Annotated in this window: 18 protein-coding genes; 11 read left to right on the top strand and 7 right to left on the bottom strand. The window is 65.2% G+C overall.

Annotated elements, in window-relative coordinates; genetic code table 11:
• Nucleotides 1-83: 83 nt before the first annotated feature.
• The 3 genes from hemW to rph are packed head-to-tail and all read right to left on the bottom strand — an operon-like array spanning nucleotide 84 to nucleotide 2,645.
• On the bottom strand, nucleotides 84-1,268 hold the full coding sequence (hemW, locus tag GGD61_RS19805; protein WP_092251371.1) for a radical SAM family heme chaperone HemW: 1,185 nt from the start codon (nucleotides 1,266-1,268) through the stop codon (nucleotides 84-86).
• 16 nt (nucleotides 1,269-1,284) lie between these two features.
• Nucleotides 1,285-1,920, bottom strand: a complete 636-nt coding sequence (gene rdgB / locus GGD61_RS19800; protein WP_092251373.1) for an RdgB/HAM1 family non-canonical purine NTP pyrophosphatase — start codon at nucleotides 1,918-1,920, stop codon at nucleotides 1,285-1,287.
• Between the two features lie 11 nt (nucleotides 1,921-1,931).
• The gene (gene rph, locus GGD61_RS19795) at nucleotides 1,932-2,645 is read right to left on the bottom strand and encodes a ribonuclease PH (RefSeq protein WP_018323503.1); all 714 of its coding nucleotides are present in this window, start codon (nucleotides 2,643-2,645) and stop codon (nucleotides 1,932-1,934) included.
• Nucleotides 2,646-2,827: 182 nt separating this feature from the next.
• On the opposite strand from rph, the gene hrcA reads away from it, so the two are divergent.
• Complete coding sequence (gene hrcA, locus GGD61_RS19790; RefSeq protein ID WP_018323502.1) at nucleotides 2,828-3,916, top strand: heat-inducible transcriptional repressor HrcA; 1,089 nt, start codon at nucleotides 2,828-2,830, stop codon at nucleotides 3,914-3,916.
• 96 nt (nucleotides 3,917-4,012) lie between these two features.
• Complete coding sequence (grpE, locus tag GGD61_RS19785; RefSeq protein WP_018323501.1) at nucleotides 4,013-4,630, top strand: nucleotide exchange factor GrpE; 618 nt, start codon at nucleotides 4,013-4,015, stop codon at nucleotides 4,628-4,630.
• A 148-nt stretch (nucleotides 4,631-4,778) separates the two neighbouring features.
• Here the strand turns inward: grpE and pncA are convergent, their stop codons facing one another.
• Nucleotides 4,779-5,501, bottom strand: coding sequence for a bifunctional nicotinamidase/pyrazinamidase (gene pncA, locus GGD61_RS19780; protein WP_092251374.1), 723 nt, complete (start codon nucleotides 5,499-5,501; stop codon nucleotides 4,779-4,781).
• A gap of 263 nt (nucleotides 5,502-5,764) precedes the next feature.
• Entirely contained in the window at nucleotides 5,765-6,706 is a 942-nt protein-coding gene (locus tag GGD61_RS19775) for a hypothetical protein (RefSeq protein ID WP_177236837.1), read from the bottom strand.
• A 393-nt stretch (nucleotides 6,707-7,099) separates the two neighbouring features.
• Between GGD61_RS19775 and dnaK the strand changes: the two genes are divergently transcribed.
• From dnaK to GGD61_RS19735, 8 genes are all read left to right on the top strand, one after another.
• A complete protein-coding gene (gene dnaK / locus GGD61_RS19770) occupies nucleotides 7,100-9,001 on the top strand; it encodes a molecular chaperone DnaK (protein WP_092251376.1) in 1,902 nt (633 codons plus the stop codon).
• Nucleotides 9,002-9,246: 245 nt separating this feature from the next.
• Nucleotides 9,247-10,374 (top strand): molecular chaperone DnaJ, encoded by a 1,128-nt coding sequence (gene dnaJ, locus GGD61_RS19765; RefSeq protein ID WP_018323497.1) that lies wholly within the window; start codon nucleotides 9,247-9,249, stop codon nucleotides 10,372-10,374.
• A gap of 85 nt (nucleotides 10,375-10,459) precedes the next feature.
• The gene (locus GGD61_RS19760; protein WP_018323496.1) at nucleotides 10,460-11,059 is read left to right on the top strand and encodes a class I SAM-dependent methyltransferase; all 600 of its coding nucleotides are present in this window, start codon (nucleotides 10,460-10,462) and stop codon (nucleotides 11,057-11,059) included.
• Nucleotides 11,060-11,116: 57 nt separating this feature from the next.
• Entirely contained in the window at nucleotides 11,117-11,695 is a 579-nt protein-coding gene (locus GGD61_RS19755; RefSeq protein WP_092251379.1) for an NADPH-dependent FMN reductase, read from the top strand.
• A gap of 6 nt (nucleotides 11,696-11,701) precedes the next feature.
• Nucleotides 11,702-12,412: an orotidine-5'-phosphate decarboxylase gene (pyrF, locus tag GGD61_RS19750; RefSeq protein WP_018323494.1), complete on the top strand. Its 711-nt coding sequence runs from the start codon at nucleotides 11,702-11,704 to the stop codon at nucleotides 12,410-12,412.
• Between the two features lie 23 nt (nucleotides 12,413-12,435).
• Nucleotides 12,436-12,747: a DUF1330 domain-containing protein gene (locus GGD61_RS19745; RefSeq protein WP_092251380.1), complete on the top strand. Its 312-nt coding sequence runs from the start codon at nucleotides 12,436-12,438 to the stop codon at nucleotides 12,745-12,747.
• 284 nt (nucleotides 12,748-13,031) lie between these two features.
• On the top strand, nucleotides 13,032-13,847 hold the full coding sequence (gene dapB, locus GGD61_RS19740) for a 4-hydroxy-tetrahydrodipicolinate reductase (RefSeq protein ID WP_026202940.1): 816 nt from the start codon (nucleotides 13,032-13,034) through the stop codon (nucleotides 13,845-13,847).
• A 23-nt stretch (nucleotides 13,848-13,870) separates the two neighbouring features.
• Entirely contained in the window at nucleotides 13,871-14,494 is a 624-nt protein-coding gene (locus GGD61_RS19735; protein WP_092251382.1) for a 2,3-bisphosphoglycerate-dependent phosphoglycerate mutase, read from the top strand.
• 119 nt (nucleotides 14,495-14,613) lie between these two features.
• On the opposite strand, the gene GGD61_RS19730 is transcribed toward GGD61_RS19735, so the two are convergent.
• The gene (locus tag GGD61_RS19730; protein WP_092251384.1) at nucleotides 14,614-15,510 is read right to left on the bottom strand and encodes a bifunctional helix-turn-helix domain-containing protein/methylated-DNA--[protein]-cysteine S-methyltransferase; all 897 of its coding nucleotides are present in this window, start codon (nucleotides 15,508-15,510) and stop codon (nucleotides 14,614-14,616) included.
• Nucleotides 15,511-15,564: 54 nt separating this feature from the next.
• Entirely contained in the window at nucleotides 15,565-16,095 is a 531-nt protein-coding gene (locus tag GGD61_RS19725; protein ID WP_092251385.1) for a DUF2244 domain-containing protein, read from the bottom strand.
• 22 nt (nucleotides 16,096-16,117) lie between these two features.
• Between GGD61_RS19725 and nth the strand changes: the two genes are divergently transcribed.
• A complete protein-coding gene (gene nth / locus GGD61_RS19720; protein WP_177236838.1) occupies nucleotides 16,118-16,870 on the top strand; it encodes an endonuclease III in 753 nt (250 codons plus the stop codon).
• The last annotated feature ends 11 nt before the right edge of the window (nucleotides 16,871-16,881 follow it).

The raw sequence follows: 16,881 nt of genomic DNA, 5'->3' as shown, positions 1-16,881 counted from the left end.
AGCGTGCCCACGAACTTCATGCGAATTGCTGAGAGAAGGTGGGCACGGCGCAAGTGCGCCTTTGCCCGCCCTACGGCATCTCGCTACGCCGCGAGATCCGCGACCACCGCATCCAGCACCGGAAAACCGCTGCTGGTCACGCGCAGCCGGCCCGTCGCATCCACCGTGATCGCGCCTTCCTCGCGCAGGAGCGCGATGCGCTTCGGATCGAGCGGGCGACCGGAGAGGGCTTTGTAGCGCTCGGGGTCGATGCCTTCGGCGAGACGCAATCCCATCAGCAGGAATTCGTCGGCGCGCTCTTCGCTGTTGAGGAGATCGTCGGTGACGACACCATGGCCGTTGGTCTCGACCCGCATCAGCCAGGCCTCGGGACGCTTCTCGGTGGCGGTCGCATGCCTGACGCCGTCGATGTCGAGCCGGCCATGCGCGCCGGGGCCGATGCCGGCATATTCCTCACCGCGCCAGTAGACCAGATTGTGCCGGCACTCGGCGCCGCGCCGCGCGTGATTGGAGATCTCGTAGGCGGGCAGGCCGAGCTTGTCGCAGGTCTCCTGCGTGACGTCGTAGAGCGCGCGCGAGACCGCTTCGTCCGGCGTCTTCAATTTGCCGGCCTGGTGCAGGCCGAAGAACGGCGTGCCCTCCTCGATCGTCAATTGATAGAGCGACAGATGCTCGGCCGCTTCGTCGATAGCGAGACGCAGTTCATCGGCCCACATCGCCGGCGTCTGGTCGGGACGGGCGTAGATCAGATCGAACGAATAGCGATCGAACGAGCGGCGCGCGATCGCGACCGCATCGAGCGCCTCGCGCGCGCTGTGCAGGCGGCCCAGAGCTTTCAGCGAGGCATCATCGAGCGCTTGTACGCCGAGCGAAACGCGGTTTACGCCGGCGGTGCGATAGCCGGCAAAGCGCGTGGCTTCGACGCTGGTCGGATTCGCCTCCAGCGTCACCTCGACATCGCCGGCGACGGTCCAGTGCTTGCCGATCGCGTCGAGCACCGCGCCGACGGTTGCGGGCTGCATCAGCGAGGGCGTGCCGCCGCCGAGAAAGATCGAGGTGACTTCACGGCCGGGCGAGCGCTCGGCGGTGGCCGCGATCTCCTGCGCGAAGGCGGATGCGAAGCGCGCCTCGTCGATCGCGGCGTGACGGACATGGCTGTTGAAGTCGCAATAGGGACACTTCGACAGGCAGAACGGCCAGTGCACGTAGACGCCGAAGGCTGCGGATTCTTGTTTTGACGCGTTTTCCTGGCGCGAACCGGTATCCACTTCGCTCGAAAACGCTCTATCGCGGCTCAAGGCAGATCTCCGCCAGTTTCACGAAGGCGCGGGCGCGATGCGACAGGCCGAGGCCAAGCGGCGGCAGGCCGTGCTTCTCGATGCTCTCCATCTCGCCGAAGGTGCGATCATATCCGTCAGGCAGGAACATCGGATCGTAACCAAAACCGGCGGTGCCGCGCGGCGGCCAGACCAGCGTGCCGTCGACGCGCGCCTCGACCTCATCGAGATGATCGTCGGGCCAGGCGACGCAGAGCGCGGAGACGAAATGCGCCTTGCGCTTCTCCGGGCTCGTCGCGCCACGCTCCTGCAGCAGGCGTTCGATCTGTGCCATCGCCGCGTTGAAGTCTTTGCCTGGGCCGGCCCAGCGCGCGCTGTAGATGCCGGGCGCACCATCCAGTGCGTCGACCACGATGCCGGAATCGTCGGCAAAGGCGGGAAGCCTGGTCGCCTGCGCCGCCGCGATCGCCTTGATCGCGGCATTGCTGCGGAAATCGTTGCCGGTCTCGTCCGGTTCGGCGAGGCCGAGCTCACCGGCCGACACCGCCTCGATGCCGTACGGCGCGAGCAGCTCCTTCATCTCGGCCAGCTTGCCGGGATTATGGGTGGCGATGACGAGCTTTCCGGTGATTCGGCGGTGCATGGGCCTATTGACTACGCCACAGCCAGTTTCTGCAAGTCCACGAGACGCGCGATGCCTTTTTGCGCCAAGGCGATCAGCTTCAGGAACTCGTCCTGCGTAAAAGGCTCGCGTTCCGCGGTGCCCTGCACCTCGATGATGCGGCCATCGCCGGTCATGACGAAATTGGCGTCGGTCTGGGCTTCCGAATCCTCGGCGTAGTCGAGATCGAGCACCGGCGTGCCGTTGTAGATGCCGCAGGAGATCGCGGCGACGTTGTCGCGCATCACGTTGGCCTTGATCATGTTGCGCGCCTTCATCCAGTTGATGCAATCGGCGAGCGCGACCCAGGCACCGGTGATCGAGGCCGTGCGCGTGCCGCCGTCGGCCTGGAGCACGTCGCAATCGACCGTGATCTGGCGCTCGCCGAGCGCTTCGAGATCGACGATGGTGCGAAGCGAGCGGCCGATCAGGCGCTGGATCTCGACGGTGCGGCCGCTCTGCTTGCCGGCGGAAGCCTCGCGGCGGGTGCGCTCGGAGGTCGCGCGCGGCAGCATGCCGTATTCGGCGGTGACCCAGCCGCGGCCCTGGCCCTTCAGCCACGGCGGCAGGCGATCTTCCAGCGTGGCGGTGACCAGCACATGGGTGTCGCCGAACTTCACCAGGCAGGAGCCTTCCGCATATTTGACCACGCCGCGCTCCAGCGTCACGGGGCGCAATTCGTCGGGCGCACGGCGGCTTGGCCGCATGGGAAATCCTCCAAAACTCGTCGGTATAGGGCTGTTCGCGGTGCTTGTAGGTGGGGTGAGGGTATGCGGCAAGGGGAAAGGACAAGGCTTTTTCACCCTCGGTTTTCCACCCTGCAAACGCGACGCTTGTCAGAACCCTCCTGGATGGACAAATTATGAGCATCTGAGAGGAGTTACCGTCTGTGGCCCATCACGATCCGATCCATCTGATCGCGCCGCGCGCAGGCCTCGCCCAGCTCAACGAGCGTTCTCGCGACATCTTTCGTCAAATTGTCGAAAGTTATCTCGCGACCGGTGAGCCCGTGGGCTCGCGCAATATCTCGCGCCTTATCGCCATGCCGCTGTCGCCGGCCTCGGTCCGCAACGTCATGGCCGATCTGGAACAGCTCGGTCTGATCTACGCCCCGCACACCTCCGCCGGCCGGCTGCCGACGGAACTCGGCCTGCGTTTCTTTGTCGATGCCCTGATGCAGGTCGGCGACCTCAACGAGGCCGAGCGGCAGTCGATCCAGAGCCAGCTCACCTCCGTCGGCCAGGCCCAATCGGTCGAGGCAGCGCTGGACCAGGCGCTGACGCGTCTGTCCGGCCTCACGCGGGCCGCCGCGGTGGTGCTGACGCCGAAATCCAATGCGCGGCTGAAGCACATCGAATTCGTCCGGCTGGAACCCGAGAGGGCGCTGGTGATCCTGGTCGGTGAGGACGGCCAGGTCGAAAACCGCGTGCTGTCGCTACCCCCCGGAGTTCCCTCCTCGGCAATCACCGAAGCCGGCAATTTCCTCAATGCGCGCATCCGTGGCCGCACTCTGGCCGAGGCGCGGCTCGAGCTCGAGACGGCACTTGGACAGGCCCGCGCCGAGCTCGATCAGCTTGCACAGAAGGTGATTTCCGCCGGCATCGCCAGCTGGTCCGGCGGCGAGAACGAGGATCGCCAGCTCATCGTCCGCGGCCACGCCAATCTGCTCGAAGACCTGCACGCGCTGGAGGATCTGGAACGGGTGCGCCTGCTGTTCGACGATCTCGAGACCAAGCGCGGCGTGATCGACCTGCTGGGACGCGCCGAGACCGCCGAGGGCGTGCGCATCTTCATCGGCAGCGAGAACAAGCTGTTTTCGCTGTCGGGATCCTCCACCATCATCTCACCGTATCGGGATGCCGCCGGCCATATCGTCGGCGTTCTGGGCGTGATCGGGCCGACACGGCTGAATTATGCCCGTGTGATCCCGACCGTGGACTACGCCGCCCGCATCGTCAGCCGCCTTTTGGGAGGCTGACCGGCGTTTCCGCCGATCACGGGCGCTTGATTTTCGGCGCTTTAGGCACGATATCCGGGCCAACAATCCCTGGAAACGAGTTCGAGATTAGAGCCGATGACCGAGCAAGACCGGCAACCCGAAGACACGACTGCAGCGACCGGCGAGCCCGTGGTGTCAAAACCCTACATCATGCCCGACGATCCCGAGCCCGGCTCGGTCGAGCTGTTGCAGAAGGAAGCCGCCGAGGCGCGCGACCGCATGTTGCGGACGCTGGCCGAGATGGAGAATCTGCGCAAGCGCACCACCAAGGAGGTCGCTGACGCCCGGCTCTACGGCATCACCGGCTTTGCCCGCGACGTGCTCGACATCGCGGACAATCTCCAGCGCGCGCTCGATGCCGTCCCGGCCGAGGCCCGTGCCGCGGCCGATCCCGGCCTGATCGCGCTGATCGAGGGCGTCGAGCTCACCGAGCGTTCGCTGCTCAACGCGCTGGAAAAGCACGGCGTCAAGAAGCTCGATCCGCAGGGCCAGAAGTTCGACCCGAACTTCCACCAGGCGATGTACGAAGTGCCCGATGCGTCGGTGCCGTCAGGCACCGTGGTGCAGATCATGCAGGCCGGCTACACCATCGGCGAGCGCGTGCTGCGCCCGGCCTTGGTCGGTGTCGCCAAGGGCGGCGCGAAGGCGGCGGCCGCGGCGAACAACAACGAGTCGAGCGGCGCGGCGAATTGAGTTTCAGACCCTCATGGTGAGGAGCCGCGCGTTTGCGCGGCGTCTCGAACCATGAAGGCCAAGATGTAACGGCGGGGCCTTCATCCTTCGAGACGCGCGCGAAGAAGCGCGCTCCTCAGGATGAGGGTCTGACAGTGTCGCGCGTGTCCTACGCGCTCACCGCGATGTCCGCAGACTGAATCCGCTTCACGCCGGCCTTGGCCATATCGGCCCAGGCTTTTGCCAGCGAGCCCTGATTGTCGATGCCGCGGCAGGCGTCTTCCACCACATAGACCTCGAAGCCAGCCTTGCGCGCGTCGAGCGCGGTCCAGGCGACGCAGAAATCCGTCGCGAGCCCTGCGACGAAGACGCGCTTGATCTTGCGCCCCTTGAGATAGCCGGCAAGTCCGGTCGAGGTCTTGCCGTCGGCTTCGAGGAAGGCCGAATAGCTGTCGACGTCCTTGTGAAAGCCCTTGCGGATGATCAGCTCGGCGTGCGGGATCGCAAGGTCCTTCGACAGCGAAGCGCCGTCGGTGCCCTGCACGCAATGGTCGGGCCACAGCACCTGCTTGCCGTAGGGAAGGTCGACGGTCTCGAACGGCTTCTTGCCGGAATGCACCGACGCAAACGAGATGTGGCCCGGCGTGTGCCAGTCCTGCGTCATCACCACGTTGGCAAACGCCTTCGAGATCTTGTTGATGACGGGCACCACCTGCTCGCCTTCCTTCACGGCGAGGCTGCCGCCCGGCAGGAAGCAGTTCTGCACGTCGATCACGAGCAGCGCGGAGGCATCGTCCGGCTTGATCGATGCCGCTGCAAAGAGCGCGTTGGGCGCGAGAGTCACCAGCGCCGTCGTTCCAAGCATTGCCAAGACTTGTCGCCGATCCAGCATCGTTCGCCTCCCTCCAGGATGATCCAACGGAGACGAAGCCTAGTTCCGTTCGTATACGAACAGAAGCCCGAAAATGCGGCCGGTAGTGGCGAGGGGGGCTCTTGCCGCGTGCTCGGTGCAACCTCTCCCGCTTGCGGGGGAGGTCGCGCGAAGGGCCGGGTGGGGGCTCTCTCCACATCGGGAGTGCCCCTATGCGGAAGCACCCTCTCCCCAACCCTCCCCCGCAAGCGGGGGAGGGAGCGCATTTCGTTCGGAGATGTAGCCTAGCCCTTCGGCTGAATCCCGTCGCGCACGGCGCGGAAGCGGGTGAAGGCGGCCAGCCACTGGTCGCGCGGCGCGCTGGCGATGATGCGCAGCGAGGCGCCGCCGCTCGAGAAGCGGATCCACTGCACCACGGTCACCGGGACCTTGTCCTTGCCGCTGACGCCGTCGATCCGGGTCTCGAAGCCCTGCTGGCCGTTGATGCGGATCGGCTCGGACATGGTGACGCGCGATTCACGCACGCCGGGGATCTGCAGCGCCGCCTCCTGGGCGAAGCGGGCGCGGTCGTCGGCGGCTTGCGGCGTGGCGCCGATCAGACCGAGGATCATGAATGGCTTCGACTCATAGCCTGCGCTCTCATTGCCGTCGGCGAGGATGATGCTGCTGCCCGGCGCGAGGGTCCGGATGTCCTTGAATTCGGCGAGATCGGTGATCCTGAACGGCATCAGCGCGATCTGCTCCTCGACCGAGACCTGCTTGCGGGTGACGGTGCTGGCGAACATCTGCCGCACCGCCTCATCCGTGTAGATCTTGGTCGCATTCTCCGGGACCTGCACCGCGACATAGCCGGAGAAGCCGGCGCCCGGCACGATCATCGAATAGCGCTTCACCGGGGTGTCGCCGGCCTTGCCGCTTTCGGTGGTGAAATAGGCGAGGCCCGCCGGCGTCTCGATCTTGTCCTGCTTGACGCCGCCGGCGCCGGCCGGATTGGAATTGAAGGCGCTCACGACCTCGCCATAGGCCGCCGGCGGCAGCTCGGTGATCAACACCTTGACGCTGCCGTCCTCGCTCTCGAAGCCCGGAAAGGTTTTTGCCGTGCTGAGACCGACCAGCGGCACCATGCCGAGGCGCAAGCCGGGCGGAAACACGGCATCGGCGGCGAGGGCCGGAAACGCGGAGGCGATCAGGAGGGCGAGCGCGGCGAGGGGGCGGTTCAGCTTCATGGGCACTCTGATTGGTTCACATTGAGGCCGTTCGATGGTCGGCCACCGGGCCGCATTGTCGCGCGAAGCAGCTGCGGCGGCTGACCGGCCGGTCCGCCTTTTACCGGGTTTGGGCGTGCGGCAACAGGGCGGGCGGACTTGCGGTAGCGGGGGCTTGCTGAAGCCTGAACCTGTTAATAATTCCTCACCCGCAAGGGCGGTTGAGCCCGGATATCATCGTCCAAAACCCAATGTTTTCACGGCAGAAACGTAGCTTCGGTCCTTGCGGGCCCCTCCCCCCCTCCTATATGAGCCTCAATCATCGCAATATCGCGGATGTTTGATCTTAGGGGGTTTCGGTCGGGTGCCTTCTGGGCCCAGCCAACCTGCCGCAAAAACAAGGATATCAGGACCATGGGAAAGGTCATTGGGATCGACCTCGGCACCACGAACTCGTGCGTCGCCGTGATGGATGGCAAGAACGCCAAAGTCATCGAGAATTCCGAAGGCATGCGCACGACGCCTTCGATCGTCGCCGTGACGGACGACGGTGAGCGCCTCGTCGGCCAGCCGGCCAAGCGCCAGGCCGTCACCAATCCCGAGCGCACCTTCTTCGCAGTGAAGCGCCTCATCGGCCGCCGCTACGACGACCCGATGGTCGAGAAGGACAAGAAGCTCGTCCCCTACAAGATCGTGAAGGCTTCCAACGGCGACGCCTGGGTCGAGGCCGACGGCCAGACCTACTCGCCCTCGCAGGTCTCGGCGTTCATCTTGCAGAAGATGAAGGAGACCGCGGAAGCCCATCTCGGCCAGAAAGTCGATCAGGCCGTCATCACCGTTCCCGCCTACTTCAACGACGCCCAGCGCCAGGCGACCAAGGACGCCGGCAAGATCGCGGGCCTCGAAGTGCTGCGCATCATCAACGAGCCGACCGCGGCCGCGCTCGCCTATGGCCTCGACAAGACCAAGACCGGCACGATCGCCGTGTACGATCTCGGTGGCGGCACGTTCGATATTTCGATCCTCGAGATCGGCGACGGCGTGTTCGAGGTGAAGTCGACCAACGGCGACACCTTCCTCGGCGGCGAAGACTTCGACATGCGCCTGGTCGGCTATCTCGCCGACGAATTCCAGAAGGAGCAGGGCATCAACCTGCGCAACGACAAGCTCGCCTTGCAGCGCCTGAAGGAAGCCGCTGAAAAGGCCAAGATCGAGCTGTCCTCGACGACGCAGACCGAGATCAACCTGCCGTTTATCACCGCGGACCAGACCGGCCCGAAGCATCTGACGATGAAGCTCACCCGCGCCAAGTTCGAAGCGCTGGTCGACGACCTCGTCCAGAAGACCGTCGAGCCCTGCCGCAAGGCGCTGAAGGACGCCGGCGTCACCGCCGGTGAGATCGGCGAAGTGGTTCTGGTCGGCGGCATGTCGCGCATGCCGAAGGTCCAGGAAGTCGTGAAGCAGCTGTTCGGCAAGGAGCCGCACAAGGGCGTCAACCCGGACGAAGTCGTGGCGATCGGCGCTGCGATCCAGGCCGGCGTGCTCCAGGGCGACGTCAAGGACGTGCTGCTGCTCGACGTCACCCCGCTGTCGCTGGGCATCGAGACGCTGGGCGGTGTGTTCACCCGCATCATCGACCGCAACACCACGATCCCGACCAAGAAGAGCCAGGTGTTCTCGACCGCCGAGGACAACCAGAACGCGGTCACCATCCGCGTCTTCCAGGGCGAGCGTGAAATGGCGGCCGACAACAAGATGCTCGGCCAGTTCGACCTGATGGGCATTCCGCCGGCTCCGCGCGGCATGCCGCAGATCGAGGTGACCTTCGACATCGACGCCAACGGCATCGTCAACGTCTCGGCCAAGGACAAGGCCACCGGCAAGGAGCAGCAGATCCGCATCCAGGCCTCCGGCGGCCTGTCGGAAGCCGACATCGAGAAGATGGTCAAGGACGCCGAGGCCAATGCCGAGGCCGACAAGAAGCGCCGCGAGGCCGTCACCGCCAAGAACGAGGCGGATGGTCTGGTGCATTCGACCGAGAAGGCTTTGGCCGAGCACGGTTCGAAGGTCGGCGAGACCGAGCGCCGCGCCATCGAGGATGCCGTCGGCGACCTCAAGGAAGCGCTGAAGGGCGACGATGCCGAGGCGATCAAGGCCAAGACCCAGACGCTGGCCCAGGCTTCGATGAAGCTCGGCGAGGCCATGTACAAGCAGCAGGCCGAGGCCGACGCCAAGAAGGACGCGGCCAAGGACGACGTCGTCGACGCGGAATTCACCGAAGTCGACGACGACAAGAACAACAAGAAGTCCGCCTGAACCCCAAGAGGGTCATGATGCGGACGGCTTGGACCCCACACGCTCTACCGGCCTCCTCCTTCGCGGGGGAGGCCGCCGTGTCGGGACGGACGGGCGGGTCGCCCGTTACGATCGATCAATTCCCAGCCGTTATGCTGAACGCCGCCACGCCGCCCTCTGCCGCCAAGCAGAAGGCTGCCTATATCGTCGTGTGGCGACGTCGTTTCGCTCCGACTTGAATCGCGATTGGATAGACCGAGTCCCACATGTCCACGTCCACCAAGCGCTGCTATTACGAAACCCTCGAAGTCGAGCGCGATGCCGACGAATCCGTCTTGAAATCGTCGTTCCGCAAGCTGGCGATGAAGTTCCATCCGGACCGCAATCCCGGGGACGACACCAGCGAAGTCAAGTTCAAGGAAATCAACGAGGCCTACGAGGTCCTCAAGGACAAGGACAAGCGCGCCGCCTATGACCGTTACGGCCATGCCGCCTTCGAGCAGGGCGGCGGCGGCGCCGGCTTCGGTGCGGGCTTTGCCTCTTCCTTCTCCGACATTTTCGAAGATCTGTTCGGCATGGCCGGGCAGCGCGGCCGCGGCGGCCGCGAGCGCGGCGCCGACTTGCGCTACAATATGGAAATCACGCTCGAGGAAGCCTTCGGCGGCAAGACCGCGCAGATCGAGATTCCGGTCTCGGTCACCTGCGAGGCCTGCTCGGGCATCGGCGCCAAGGCGGGAACCAAGCCGAAGACCTGTTCGAGCTGCGGCGGCGCCGGCCGCGTGCGGCAGTCGCAGGGCTTCTTCACGCTGGAGCGCACCTGTCCGGGCTGCCAGGGCCGCGGCCAGATGATCGAGGATGCCTGCCCGTCCTGCTCGGGCCAAGGCCGCGTGACCCGCGAGCGGAATCTTTCGGTCAACATTCCCCCGGGTGTCGAGGACGGCACAAGGATCAGGCTCGCCGGCGAGGGCGAGGCCGGGGTTCGCGGTGGTCCGCCCGGCGACCTCTATATCTTCCTGTCGCTGGCCCAGCACCAGTTCTTCCAGCGCGATGGCGCCGATCTGCATTGCCGTGTGCCGATCTCGATGGTGACGGCCGCGCTCGGCGGCGAATTCGAGGTGCCGACCATCGAGAAGAGCAAGGCCAAGGTGAAGGTGCCGGCCGGGACCCAGTCGAACCGCCGGTTCCGCATTGCATCAAAAGGCATGCCGGTGCTGCGGTCGCGCCAGATGGGCGACATGTATGTTCAGGTCGTGGTCGAGACCCCGCAGAACCTCACCAAGAAGCAGCAGGAATTGCTGGCTGAGTTCGAAAAGCTGTCCTCCGGCAACACCCAACCGGAATCCGAGGGCTTCTTCGCCAAGGTCAAGGATTTCTTCGGTAATCGGGCGAGTTGACCCGGCTTGACCATACCGCTTTCGGCCTATACGTCTTTATGACCATTTTCTGACACGCGGTCCCGCGGTCCCGTCCGGTCCTGACATGCCATTGCCATCGTCCGCGCGTGCGTTGAAGAAGCCTCGTCTCGATGACGAGGTGCGCTTCCTCAGATCATGGATCGAAAAGCCCCTGCACATGGGCGCCGTGATGCCGTCGGGCAAGCTGCTGGCCCGGACCATGGCCCATTATGTCGATGTCGATTCAGACGCGCCCGTGGTCGAGCTCGGGCCTGGCACCGGCGCCATCACCTCAGCCCTGATCGAACGCGGCGTCGACCAGAAACGTCTCGTCCTCGTCGAATACAATCCCGGCTTCTGCGCGCTGCTGCGCGACCGCTATCCGCAGGCCAAGGTTGTGCAGGGCGACGCCTATCGCCTGCGTGACACGCTCTGGAACGTCCTGAGCGCGCCGGCCTCCGCGGTCGTCTCCGGCCTGCCGCTCGTGACAAAACCGATGCTGACGCGGCTGCGGCTGATCCGCGACGCCTTCACGGCGCTCGCGCCGGGCGCGCCCTTCGTCCAGTTCACCTATGCGGTGGTACCGCCGATCCCGAAATCGCTGCCCGGCGTGTCCACAGAGGCGTCGGAACGGATCTGGATGAACCTTCCGCCGGCCCGCGTCTGGGTGTATCGCAAGGACTAATTCCGCCGGCTTGGTTCTTTGCGCGGCGGGCTCGTTTCGCCGAACGCATTGGATTGAATGTCAGCTCCCAAGATCCTGATCATTCCCGGCTCGCTGCGCACCGGCTCGCACAATGCGAAGCTGGCGGCCGTCATAGCCTATGAATTCGCCCGGGCCGGCGTCGACGTCACCCGCATCTCGCTCGCCGATTTTCCGCTGCCGATCTATGACGGCGATCTCCAGGCCAAGTCCGGCCTGCCCAAGCACGCGATCAACCTCAAGCGCATGATCGGCGCGCATCATGGCGTGCTGATCGTCTCGCCCGAATACAATGCCTCGGTGCCGCCGCTGCTCAAGAACGCGATCGACTGGGTCAGCCGCGTGCACGATCTGCACGAGGCGCGCGGCGATGTGTTTCGCAACCGCGCCTTCGCGCTCGCCGGCGCCTCGCAGAGCCGGCTCGGTGCGGCTCGCGCGCTGCAGGCGTTGCGGCTGATCCTGACCTCCTGCCACGCCAATGTGATTGCCAGCCAGCTCACGCTCGCCTTTGCCGACCAGGCCTATGACGATATGGACAGGCTCAAGAACGAGGGCGACATCGCCGCGTTGAAGGAGCTGGTGGCGCGATTGATCGACATTTCTCAACGCATGATGTGAGGTGACATGACGCCAGCCGAGATCGCCCCCAAGGACCGCCTGATCGTCGCGCTCGATCTGCCCAGCGTCGATGCCGCGGAGGCGACGATCAACCGCCTCGGCGACAGCGTCAGCTTCTACAAGATCGGCTACCGACTCGCTTATGCCGGCGGATTGCCGCTGGTCGGCAGGCTCGCCGACAAGGGCAAGAAGGTCTTTCTCGATCTCAAGCTGCACGACATCGGCAACACCGTGATGCAAGGCGTCGAAAGCATCACCAGGCTTGGCGCCACATTCCTCACCGTGCACGCCTATCCGCAGACCATGAAGGGCGCGGTCGAAGGCCGCGGCAATTCCAGCCTGAAGATCCTCGCCGTCACGGTGCTGACCTCCTACAACGAGGACGATCTGCACGCGGCCGGCTATCGGCTCGGCGTCTCCGAGCTGGTCGAGGCCCGCGCGCAGCAGGCCCAGGTGCTTGGCATCGACGGACTGGTGTCCTCGCCTGAGGAGGTTGGGGCCTTGCGCAAGATCGTCGGGCACCAGATGCATCTCGTCACCCCCGGCATCCGGCCGGTCGGTTCGGCGACCGGCGACCAGAAGCGCATCATGACGCCGGGCCGCGCGATCGCGGCCGGCGCCGATTATCTCGTCGTCGGACGGCCGGTCGTCGAAGCCGCCGATCCGAAGGCGATTGCGGAAGCCATCCAGGCCGAGATCGCGCAAGCGCTCGGCTAATCAACAAACAAGGGAGAAGAACAATGGCAAAAGGCTACTGGATCGGGCGCGTCGATGTGAGCAGTGACGAGGGCTACAAGCCCTATGCCGTCGCCAATGGTCCGATCTTCAAGAAGTGGGGTGGCCGCTTTGTTGTCCGCGCCGGCAAGTTCACCACCGTCGAAGGCGCTAGCCGCACCCGCAACGTCGTGATCGAATTCCCGGACTACGAGACCGCGATCGCCTGCTACAATTCGCCGGAGTACCAGGCCAACATCAAGGTGCGCCAGCCCCACTCGGTCGCCGATCTCATCATCATCGAGGGCTATGACGGTCCGCAGCCGTCTGACTCGTAGATTTCGACTGCGGCGCTCTCTTACCCTCCCCTGGAGGGGGAGGGTCGATCGCGCGCAGCGCGAGCGGGGTGGGGTGATCTCTCCACTCGGGCACTGTGCGCCGGGGAGAGACCGTCACCCCACCCCGCTGTGCATTCCGCTTCGCTGCATGCCCAGCGACCCACGAGCGAGCTACGCTCGTCTCGGACCCCTCCCAGGGGAGGGTGCAAGCATGCCGCGCGTTCCTGCCCCTCGGTTGCCGGAACTGCGTCCCCCCGCTACAACGGCCGTGAGAGGATCACACCATGTCCGACATGCGCCTGATTGTTGCTGGAGCCGGTGGCCGGATGGGCCGCGCGCTGGTGCGGGCGATTGCCGAGAGCAAAGGCGCGGTGCTGGCCGGCGCGCTCGAGGCCCCCGGCTCGGAGCTGCTCGGCAAGGATGCCGGTGTGCTCGCAGGGCTGCCGGCCAACGACATCAAGCTCTCCGCTGACCTCTGGGCGATGTCGAAGGAGGCCGACGGCATCCTCGACTTCACCGTTCCGGCGGCGACCATCGCCAATGTCGCGATCGCGGCACAGCGCGGGATCGTGCATGTCGTCGGCACGACCGGGTTGTCCGGCTCCGACAACGCCGTGATCAAGAGCGTCACCAACCGCGCCGTCGTGGTGCAATCAGGCAATATGAGCCTCGGCGTCAATCTGCTGGCCGCCGTGGTCAAGCGCGTCGCCAAGGCGCTCGACCAGAGTTTTGATATCGAGATCGTCGAGACCCATCACCGCATGAAGGTCGACGCGCCATCCGGCACCGCGCTGATGCTGGGGCAGGCCGCAGCCAGCGGTCGCGGCGTCACCCTCGATGACCATTCCGAGCGCGGCCGTGACGGCATCACCGGCGCGCGCAGGCCGGGCAATATCGGTTTCGCCTCGTTGCGCGGCGGCACCGTCGCCGGCGATCACAGCGTCACCTTCCTCGGCCCGTTCGAGCGCCTGACGCTGTCGCATCAGGCCGAGGACCGCATGCTGTTCGCCCATGGCGCGCTGAAGGCGGCGCTCTGGGCACACGGCAAGAAGCCCGGGCACTACTCCATGGCCGACGTGCTCGGCCTGTCCGACATCTAATCGAACTTAACGGAAAGCAGTCAATGAGCGAACGTCTTCTCGTGCTCGTGCGCCACGGCCAGAGCGAATGGAATCTGAAGAACCTGTTCACGGGTTGGAAGGACCCTGACCTCACCGAGCTCGGCGTCAAAGAAGCCACGGAAGCCGGCCGCAAGCTGAAGGCGCAGGGCCTCGTGTTCGACGTCGCCTACACTTCGGTGCTCACGCGCGCGCAGCACACGCTCGACCTCATTCTCGGCGAGCTCGGCCAGGAGGGCTTGCCGACGGCCAAGAACCTCGCGTTGAACGAGCGCGACTACGGCGATCTCTCCGGCCTCAACAAGGACGACGCGCGCAAGAAATGGGGTGAGGACCAGGTGCTGATCTGGCGCCGCTCCTACGACGTGCCGCCGCCCGGCGGCGAAAGCCTGAAGGATACGCTCGCGCGCGCGCTGCCGTATTACGTGCAGGAGATCCTGCCCGGCGTGCTCAACGGCAAGCGTACCCTCGTCGCCGCCCACGGCAATTCGCTGCGCGCGCTGATCATGGTGCTGGAAAAGCTCTCGCCCGAAGGCATCTTGAAGCGCGAGCTGGCGACGGGTGTGCCGATCATCTACCGCCTCAACGCGGATTCGACCGTGGCCTCGAAGCTCGATCTGGCGGGTTAAGGACGGTCCCGTAGGGTGGGCAAAGGCGCACAGCGCCGTGCCCACGATCTTTCCATGATAGCTGACGTAAGGTGGGCACGCTTCGCTTTGCCCACCCTACGGCAGTGTGCTTGCGGTGCCTACTGCATCCCCAGCTGTCCGGCCTCCCAGCCCAGCATCGCCTGCTTGCGGGTGATGCCCCAGTGATAGCCGGTGAGCGTGCCGCTCTTGCCGAGCGCGCGGTGGCAGGGCACGACGAACGAGACCGGGTTCTTGCCGACTGCCGCGCCGACGGCACGCGAGGCCTTCGGGCTGTTGATGTTGCAGGCGATGTCGGAATAGGACACCGCGCGCCCCATCGGGATTTTCAGCAGCGTCTCCCACACCCGGACCTCGAAATCGGTGCCGATCATCACCACGCGCAGCGGCTGGTCCGGCCGCCACAGCTTCGTATCGAAGATGCGCGCAGCGAGCGGCGCCGTGCCTTCGTGATCCTCGACATAGGTGGCGTTCGGCCAGCGCCGGGTCATGTCAGCGAGCGCAATCTTCTCCTCGCCGTGATCGGCGAAGGCAAGCCCCGACAGGCCGCGGTCGGTCGCGATCACGATCGCGGTGCCGAACGGCGAGGGGTGAAAGCCGTAACGCAGGGTCAGGCCAGCGCCGCCGTTCTTCCATTCGCCTGGCGACATGGCTTCGTGGGTCACGAAGAGATCGTGCAGCCGTCCCGGGCCTGACAGCCCGGAGTCGAGCGCGGCGTCGAGAATGCTCGCGGAATCGCGCAAGAGGCCTTTGGCGTGATCGAGCGTCAGCGCTTGCATGAAAGCCTTCGGCGTGATCGAGGCCCAGCGGCGGAACAGATGGTGCAGCTCATCCGGCGTGACCCCGGCCGCATCCGCCATCGCCTCGATGGTCGGCTGCGCGCGCCAGTTCTCCGAGATGAAGGCGATCGCCCGGCGCACCGAATCATAGTCGCGCAGCGCGGCGTTCTGGGTGCCCGGCCTGGCCAGGCGCTGGTCATGTATGGCGAGTGTCATCATGACTGGAAATGTAGGAGAGGGACGGGTGGGAAACCACCCGATTTCTGACTGCGCTCAGGTCACCGGATTGTAGGTCGGGCCGCGCCGGGCGGCATTCAGGGCGCCGACCAAAGCATTGTAAAAACTCGCTTTTTCCTCCGGCCCGAGAAAGCCGGCAATGAGAATCCGGCGGCCGCGCGAGATCAGATAGAGGTGCTCGATGCCGTATTCCTCGTCGACCTCCTGGTCGATCCGGACCCAGAGCGGATTGAACGTCCATTCCGAGACCTGGCCGCGATGGCTGACGCGGCGCACGCGCAGCTCCGACGGCGTGACCACGATCTCCTCGCTGGCCCGCGCCGCGCGGAAATTGGCCTTGAAGGCCCACCAGATCACGAGAACGTCGAGGCCGAAGAAACCGAACACCGGCCAGGCACCCATCATCAGGAAGGCGAGGCCCGTGACGAAGCTGACCACGCTCAGGAACAGCATCACGGCGAGGAAGCCGGTGCGGTTCAGCGAGCGGTGCGGCGTCAGCAGCGCGGAGAAGATCTGCGCGTCGCGCGGATCAGGATCGCTGCCGTCAATTTCGTTGCCTGTGCTCATCGTCCCTCAGTATATCCCGATCATGGCGAAAATCACCCGCAAGCCGGCTCCGCGCAAAGCGCCGGTGCCGAAGAAGAAGGCAAAGGCGGTCGTCGCAAAGCCGAACGCGCCCACCAAAAAGACGCTCAAGGCGATAAAGCGCTGGACGCCCGCCGAGGTCCATGAAGTCTTCAGCCGTTTCCGCAAGGCCAATCCGGAGCCGAAGGGCGAGCTCGAGCACGTCAATCCGTTCACGCTGCTGGTCGCCGTGGTGCTGTCGGCACAGGCAACCGATGCCGGCGTCAACAAGGCGACGCGCGCCTTGTTCGAGGTCGCCGACACCCCGCAGAAGATGCTCGATCTCGGCGAGGAGTCTTTACGCGAGTACATCAAGACGATCGGCCTCTACCGCACCAAGGCCAGGAACGTGATCGCGCTGTCGGCCAAGGTGCTCAGCGAGTTCGGCGGCGAGGTGCCGCGCACGCGCGCCGGGATCGAGTCGTTGCCCGGCGCCGGCCGCAAGACCGCCAACGTCGTGCTCAACATGGCCTTCGGCGAGCACACCATGGCGGTCGACACGCATGTCTTCCGCGTCGGCAATCGCACGGGACTTGCGCCCGGCAAGACGCCGCTCGAAGTCGAGCTTGGTCTCGAAAAGGTGATCCCGGCCGAGTTCATGCTGCATGCCCATCATTGGCTGATCCTCCATGGCCGCTATACTTGCCTCGCGCGCAAGCCGCGCTGTGAGGTCTGTCTGATCAACGATCTGTGCCGGTGGCCGGAGAAGACGGTGTGATGGCGGTGAGA

The organism is Bradyrhizobium sp. SBR1B, from assembly GCF_014198205.1.
Classification (GTDB): domain Bacteria; phylum Pseudomonadota; class Alphaproteobacteria; order Rhizobiales; family Xanthobacteraceae; genus Bradyrhizobium.
The sequence above is the reverse complement of the archived record's forward strand: the minus strand, read 5'-3'. Positions and strand labels throughout refer to the sequence as shown.

Excerpts from the sequence above, each read along its gene's own strand:
- GGD61_RS19745 (WP_092251380.1), top strand. The coding sequence starts at position 12,436 with ATGGCAAAAGGCTACTGGATCGGGCGCGTCGATGTGAGCAGTGACGAG.
- rph (WP_018323503.1), bottom strand. The coding sequence starts at position 2,645 with ATGCGGCCAAGCCGCCGTGCGCCCGACGAATTGCGCCCCGTGACGCTG.
- pyrF (WP_018323494.1), top strand. The coding sequence starts at position 11,702 with ATGACGCCAGCCGAGATCGCCCCCAAGGACCGCCTGATCGTCGCGCTC.
- GGD61_RS19725 (WP_092251385.1), bottom strand. The coding sequence starts at position 16,095 with ATGAGCACAGGCAACGAAATTGACGGCAGCGATCCTGATCCGCGCGAC.
- rdgB (WP_092251373.1), bottom strand. The coding sequence starts at position 1,920 with ATGCACCGCCGAATCACCGGAAAGCTCGTCATCGCCACCCATAATCCC.
- dnaJ (WP_018323497.1), top strand. The coding sequence starts at position 9,247 with ATGTCCACGTCCACCAAGCGCTGCTATTACGAAACCCTCGAAGTCGAG.
- dapB (WP_026202940.1), top strand. The coding sequence starts at position 13,032 with ATGTCCGACATGCGCCTGATTGTTGCTGGAGCCGGTGGCCGGATGGGC.
- nth (WP_177236838.1), top strand. The coding sequence starts at position 16,118 with ATGGCGAAAATCACCCGCAAGCCGGCTCCGCGCAAAGCGCCGGTGCCG.
- dnaK (WP_092251376.1), top strand. The coding sequence starts at position 7,100 with ATGGGAAAGGTCATTGGGATCGACCTCGGCACCACGAACTCGTGCGTC.
- GGD61_RS19775 (WP_177236837.1), bottom strand. The coding sequence starts at position 6,706 with ATGAAGCTGAACCGCCCCCTCGCCGCGCTCGCCCTCCTGATCGCCTCC.
- GGD61_RS19760 (WP_018323496.1), top strand. The coding sequence starts at position 10,460 with ATGCCATTGCCATCGTCCGCGCGTGCGTTGAAGAAGCCTCGTCTCGAT.
- GGD61_RS19730 (WP_092251384.1), bottom strand. The coding sequence starts at position 15,510 with ATGATGACACTCGCCATACATGACCAGCGCCTGGCCAGGCCGGGCACC.
- grpE (WP_018323501.1), top strand. The coding sequence starts at position 4,013 with ATGACCGAGCAAGACCGGCAACCCGAAGACACGACTGCAGCGACCGGC.
- pncA (WP_092251374.1), bottom strand. The coding sequence starts at position 5,501 with ATGCTGGATCGGCGACAAGTCTTGGCAATGCTTGGAACGACGGCGCTG.
- GGD61_RS19735 (WP_092251382.1), top strand. The coding sequence starts at position 13,871 with ATGAGCGAACGTCTTCTCGTGCTCGTGCGCCACGGCCAGAGCGAATGG.
- GGD61_RS19755 (WP_092251379.1), top strand. The coding sequence starts at position 11,117 with ATGTCAGCTCCCAAGATCCTGATCATTCCCGGCTCGCTGCGCACCGGC.